Source organism: Lentzea sp. NPDC005914 (genome assembly GCF_040629405.1).
Taxonomy (GTDB): Bacteria; Actinomycetota; Actinomycetes; order Mycobacteriales; family Pseudonocardiaceae; genus Lentzea.
In genome coordinates this window covers 1-5,654 of the sequence record NZ_JBEXVQ010000087.1, presented here as the reverse complement: position 1 = coordinate 5,654, position 5,654 = coordinate 1, and the positions used below count along the sequence as shown (strand labels likewise).

5 protein-coding genes are annotated in these 5,654 nt (G+C 67.6%); 4 read left to right on the top strand and 1 reads right to left on the bottom strand.

Translation table 11 applies throughout. The annotated features are described in order from the left end of the window. Positions 1 to 230 precede the first annotated feature (230 nt). Positions 231 to 701, bottom strand: a complete 471-nt coding sequence (locus ABZ345_RS47300) for a nitroreductase family deazaflavin-dependent oxidoreductase (RefSeq protein WP_359862324.1) — start codon at positions 699 to 701, stop codon at positions 231 to 233. Between the two features lie 6 nt (positions 702 to 707). On the opposite strand from ABZ345_RS47300, the gene ABZ345_RS47295 reads away from it, so the two are divergent. From ABZ345_RS47295 to ABZ345_RS47280, 4 genes are all read left to right on the top strand, one after another. Then, positions 708 to 1,670, top strand: a complete 963-nt coding sequence (locus tag ABZ345_RS47295) for a lycopene cyclase family protein (RefSeq protein ID WP_359862322.1) — start codon at positions 708 to 710, stop codon at positions 1,668 to 1,670. A gap of 108 nt (positions 1,671 to 1,778) precedes the next feature. After that, on the top strand, positions 1,779 to 3,455 hold the full coding sequence (locus tag ABZ345_RS47290) for a GGDEF domain-containing protein (protein WP_359862320.1): 1,677 nt from the start codon (positions 1,779 to 1,781) through the stop codon (positions 3,453 to 3,455). Between the two features lie 130 nt (positions 3,456 to 3,585). Beyond that, positions 3,586 to 4,674 carry a glutamate--cysteine ligase gene (locus tag ABZ345_RS47285; protein ID WP_359862318.1) on the top strand — a complete coding sequence of 363 codons (1,089 nt, stop codon included), beginning with the start codon at positions 3,586 to 3,588 and terminating at the stop codon, positions 4,672 to 4,674. A gap of 88 nt (positions 4,675 to 4,762) precedes the next feature. Then, a complete protein-coding gene (locus ABZ345_RS47280) occupies positions 4,763 to 5,563 on the top strand; it encodes an SAM-dependent methyltransferase (RefSeq protein ID WP_359862316.1) in 801 nt (266 codons plus the stop codon). Positions 5,564 to 5,654: the final 91 nt, after the last annotated feature.

The following is a 5,654-nucleotide window of genomic DNA, read 5'->3' as shown; positions in this document are numbered from 1 at the left end:
TCAAAGGAACTACCTCGACGAGGAGGTAATTCATATATTACTGGCTGTGTTATCGGCACGCTGTTGAGTTCTCAAAGAACACGCGCTCACCGCAGTGACGTCAGCTTTTCGGCTGATTACTTCCGGGGCTTTGTGTTGCCAGGCTCGTTCCGGCTTGTTTTCCGGCCCGTGTCGCTCTGACTTGGAGAACATTACATGGGGGTGTTTCGATCTCCAAATCGGGGGGTCACCTAAGCCCCCGCACTACCGCTGACCTGCGCGTTCTCCACCTGGAAGACCGGATGCCGCGAAGCCTCCGCCTCGAACGCCGAGACGGGGTCACCGACCCGTGCGTCGAAGAAAGGCCTCGTCACGGGCTCCTTCCGCACGTAAGCGGCCAGCACCGGCGCCGCGACGGCCGCGGAAACCTCCACCAAACGAACCTGACGTGACCTACGTCCCCTTCGCACGACGGCAGAACCGGCGGCTCGTGCGTTGCGCACCCAGTCGCGGACTCCGTACGGCGCGACGAACCACTCCTGCCCGTCGTGCAGCATCAGGCGGATGGGGATCGTGCGCGGAACACCACTGCGTCGTCCCGGGATGGTCAGCAGTACGTAGTGGGACGGCGCGACTCCGAGCGACACGGCGCCACTGATGACGACGTTGCCGACGCGACGGATGAGGGTCGTGCGGTAGGTCTTGGCCACACCGTCAATCATGGACCTGTGCTCGACGTGCTCGTGATCGGTGGTGGCCCGGCCGGCCGCGCGCTCGCCCGCGCCTGCGCACACGAGGGTCTGGACACGGCGATCGTCGACCGCCACCCACGCCGCGTCTACACGGCGACCTACGGCGCGTGGGCCGACGAGCTCCCACCGGGCACACCGACCAAGGCACAAAGCACGACTGTTCGCGCCTACGCGCGCGAGGAGCACCTGATCCCACGCACCTACGTCGTCCTGGACAACGCACGGCTCCACGAGCTGCCGCCACAAGTACAGGTCCTCAACGCACCAACGGCAGCGCGCCACACGTTCAACGCCACGGGCGCACGCAAGGGCCGTGCCGAGCAAACGGCCGTAGGCACTGTCATCGAGTCGGACAACACCGATACGACGCTGATGGACTGGCGCAACGGCGACACGTTCCTCTACACGGTCCCGCTCGGCGGCAACCGCACCCTCGTCGAGGAGACCTGTCTGGCCCGCCGTCCGGGCATGCCGCTCAGCGAACTCAGAAGAAGACTCCACGCACGGCTCGAACCAGGCTCACGAGAGGAGCGCGTCCGCTTCCCTCTTGACGCCTCACGAGCAGCCAACGCGTTCGGTGCGGCGGCAGGGTTCATCCACCCGGCAACGGGCTACAGCGTCGCCACCTCACTCGCTCTCGCCCCGAAGGTCGCGCAAGCCGTCAAGGCCGGCGAGAACCCCGAACACGTCATCTGGTCGCGCAAAGCCCGGACAGTGCACGCGCTGAGGCGATTCGGCCTGGAAGCGTTGCTGCGCATGGACGCGGACGAGACCAGGGACTTCTTCGAACTGTTCTTCCGGCTCGACCGAACGCACCAGCGCGCTTACCTCTCCGGCCGGGAGGACGTGAAAGGAACGGCGGCCGCGATGGCCGCTTTGTTCAGGGCGGCACCACTGCGTCTCAAAACGAAGCTGCTCTTCGGGAAACTCCCAGCGTGAGCACCGGATCACCGAGCGCAGCCGTGCCATGGCGGAACGTCGCCAACCTCGCGAACACCTGGTTAACCCTCTTTCGGGCCCGTCAGTGACGCGGGCACGATTTGAGATGTGCCCGCATTGCTGGATGACGTCAGGTTCGCCTTCCAGCCGCTGTTCAACCTGAACACCGGGGGCGTCGTCGCGGTGGAGGCTCTGGCCCGGCCGCACGACGGCAGCGTGCAGGATCTGCTCCAGGCCGCCTTCCAGGCCGGCCTCCTGGCGAACGCCGACGTCGGACTCGCCTGTCGCGCCATCCGTGCCGCGGCCGACTTCGACCTCATGCTGCCGTTGCACGTCAACCTGCTCGCGATCACCATCGCGGACAAGCCCGAGATCATGAGCCCGCTCTACGGCGCGCTCAGGGATGCCGGCCGCTCCCCCGACAGCATCGTGATCGAGGTCGGCGAGCCGTACTCACGCGCCAACCGCGCGCGTCTCGCGCGCGGAATGCAGACGCTGCGCAACAACGGCTTCAAGATCGCGCTCGACTGCGTGGGCGAGGGCGACGTGCCGCTCGGCCTGCTGACCAGCGCCTCACCCGACTACGTCAAGCTCGACCGCGAGATCGTGCGCACGTTGCCCGGCGACGCCGCGCGTGGCGCGCTGGTGAAGTCGTTGGTGCACCTCGGCGAGTACACGGGCGGTCAGGTCGTGGCCGAGGGTGTGGAGACCGAGGCGGAGCTGACCTACCTGCGCAAGCTGGGGGTGGGGTACGCGCAGGGCAAACTGCTCGCGCCCCCGCAGCGAAGACCGGCTGTGAACGCCCGCATCGCGCCCGAGGCGGTCACGGAGACCGGGGAGATCCGGCGCACCAACACCGGTCCCCGGATCACGGCCTTCCTGCACCCCGCGACCGTGCTGCCCGAGCACGCCACGAGCGACGAGGTGCGCGAGGTGTTCGCCACGCAACCGTCGATCACGGGTGTCGTGCTCGTCGACGAAGAAGGCCGCCCGAAGTGGTCAGTGGACCGCAACCGGTTCCTGCTCGCGGTCACCGGGCCGTACGGGCACGCCCTGCATGCCAAGCGCGAGGCAGCGCGGCTGGCGGACAAGCCGCACATCATCGGCACCGAGTCGTCGGCGCTCGACCTGCTCGACGTGGTGGCGCACGCGAACCGTGAGCGCACCAACGACGACCTCATCGTCGTGGACCACAACGAGCGGTGCATGGGCGTTGTGCGCGTGGCTGACGTTGTGCGCGGTGTCGCCGAGCTCAAGGTGGAACAGGCGGCCGCGCTGAGTCCGCTCACCAGGCTTCCCGGCAGCGACGCGATCGCGAGGGAGGTCGACCGGCGCATCGGGGTCGGTGAGATCTTCGCGGTCTCCTGGCTGGACGTCGACAGCTTCAAGCTGGTGAACGACTCGGTCGGGTTCGCCGCCGGTGACGACCTGATCCGCGAGATAGGGCACGACCTGGCGGACGTCGCGCACGCGTTCCCCGGTGTGCAGGTCGGGCACGTCGGCGGTGACGACTTCCTGGTCCTCGCCGGGCTCGACGAAACGGTGCCGCTGAGTGCCCGTTTGCTCGACAAGCCGTACACGGCGGAGGGACGACACATCACCCTCTCTCTTGCGACCCTTATCTGTGCCCCGGGATCAGTGGGGTCGTATCGCGAGGTGTCGCGGTTGCTGGCACCAGTCAAGGAGCACGCGAAGTCGCTCGCCGGGTCGAGTTGGGTCATGGGCCGGCCGGGTACCGATCGACGCGACGTGCTCAGGGGTGTCGCGCAACGCGCGGTGAGTTAACAAGTACAACCGAACGCCTCCTGTGCGACGTGCTGATCACTCATAGCATCGTTGTCGCTACTCAGCGCACAGGAGGTTCGGCGTGCAGGTCGGCAGCAGAACTCAATCGGTACCCGCGCAACGCACGAGCATGGACGGCCTCCTCACCGTTGGGGTGGAAGAAGAATTCGTTCTCGTCGAGGAATCGACCGGGCATTTGGCCAACCGTGCCAACGAGGTGCTCGCCGGAGCCGACCGCTACCAGGTCGACCTGCAGCCTGAAATCGCGCAGTACCAGGTGGAATCGGCCAGCGGAATCTGCACCGACATGTGCGAGCTGCGCGACGAGCTGGCCGTCGCGCGCCGGGCGTTGATCGAACGGGCGGCGCGGCACGACGCCAGGCTCGCCGCGACCGGAACTCCCGTGCTGGGCCTGACGATGCCCACGCCGTTGACGAACTCCCCGCGCTACCACCGGATGGCGCAGGAGATGGGAGCGCTCACCAACGACCTCGCCATCTGCGGCTGTCACGTGCACGTGGGGCTGCCCGACGACGAGTCGAAGATCTTCGTGAGCAACCACCTGCGGCCGTGGCTGCCGACTCTGCTGGCCCTGGGCGCGAACTCGCCGTACTGGCTCGACGCCGACACTGGCTACGCGAGCTGGCGTTACGTGGTCTGGAACCGCTGGCCCACTTCGGGTGCGCCGCCGCAATTCGACTCCGCGGCCGAGTACTACGCGGCCAGGGAGGAGATCGTCGCGAGCGGCGCGGCGATGGACGCCGGGATGCTCTACTGGGACGTCCGGCTGTCCGCCCGCCATCCCACGCTCGAGCTGCGCGTGTCCGACGTCGCGCCCACGGTCGAGGAGGCGGTTCTGATGGCCGCCCTCGTGCGCGGAATCGCCGCCACCGCACTGAGTTCCGGCGCCGCGCCCGCACCGATACCCCCGCATCTGCTGAAGGTCGCGATGTGGCGTGCGGCGCGCGATGGCCTGGAGGGCTTCGGAATCGACCCGGTGACCGGCTCGCCGACGCCCGCGTCCGCGATCGCCGCGTCGCTGCTGCGGTGGATCCGGCCGGCGCTGGAGTTCTCCGGCGACTACGGGATGGTGACCGACGGCGTCGACCGGTTGCTGCTCGACGGCACGGGCGCGGCACGGCAGCGGAGGGCGTTCGCGCGGCGCGGACGGCTGGACGACGTCGTGGGATTCCTGGTCGCGCAGACTGCGCCTGTTTAGGAGCAGAACCAGTCTGATCTTCCCTCGATCGGGTACATCTTCAGTCGGCTTGGTGTGCCTCCAAGCCCATGTCCGGTAGTTAGTCCCCGTGGCCACCCCCATCTGGGCACCGGGAGTGAACGGTCCGGAGAAACCCAACACCGCACGCGTCAGGGACTACTGGCTCGGCGGCACCCACAACACGGAGGCCGACCAGGAACTGGCGGCACACCTCGTGTCGGCGGCACCGCACCTGCCCTACCTGTGCCGCACGCACCGCTCGTTCCTGGGCAGAGTCGTCACCAGGCTGACCGCGCTGGGGATCAGGCAGTTCATCGACCTCGGTTCCGGCCTGCCCACCGCGGGCAACGTGCACCTCGTCGCGCCCGGCGCGCGCGTGGTGTACGTGGAGATCGACCCGGCGGTGGCGAGCGAGGGCCGCGAGCTCATCGCCGGCGACCCGCGGGTCTCGTACCTGTGCGCGGATCTCTGCCATCCGGAGAAGGTGCTGGAGTCGGAGGAGGTCCGCACGACGCTGGACCTGTCCGAGCCGGTCGCGGTCCTGGTGCTGGACGTGCTGCACTTCGTCCCGGACTCCGCGGAGCCGCACAAGGTGCTGGCCACGTACGTGGACGCGCTGGCGCCGGGCAGCTATCTCGGGCTCTCGCACACGTGCCGCGATCCGTTCATGCTGGCCGCGGTGGGGCTTTTCGGTGCCATGTACGGCGACCAGCCGTTGCCTGCGTTCACGTTCCGGTATCCGGAGCAGGTCGTGCAGTTCTTCGACGGCATGGAGATCCAGTCGCCGGGGGTGGTGCCGATCCCGTTGTGGGAACCGGATCCCGCCGAGAACGAAGACCGCAATCCGGAGAACTTCCAGGGATGCGGCGGTCTCGCGCGCAAGGTCTAAGAACTCCTAACTCAATGAGAGGTTGCGGAGTCGGCGCCAGCAGATGATCGCGCAGGCCAGGCTGAGGAAGGCTTCGTGGATGTCATCGCGG

Excerpts from the sequence above, each read along its gene's own strand:
- ABZ345_RS47300 (WP_359862324.1), bottom strand. The coding sequence starts at position 701 with ATGATTGACGGTGTGGCCAAGACCTACCGCACGACCCTCATCCGTCGC.
- ABZ345_RS47285 (WP_359862318.1), top strand. The coding sequence starts at position 3,586 with ATGGACGGCCTCCTCACCGTTGGGGTGGAAGAAGAATTCGTTCTCGTC.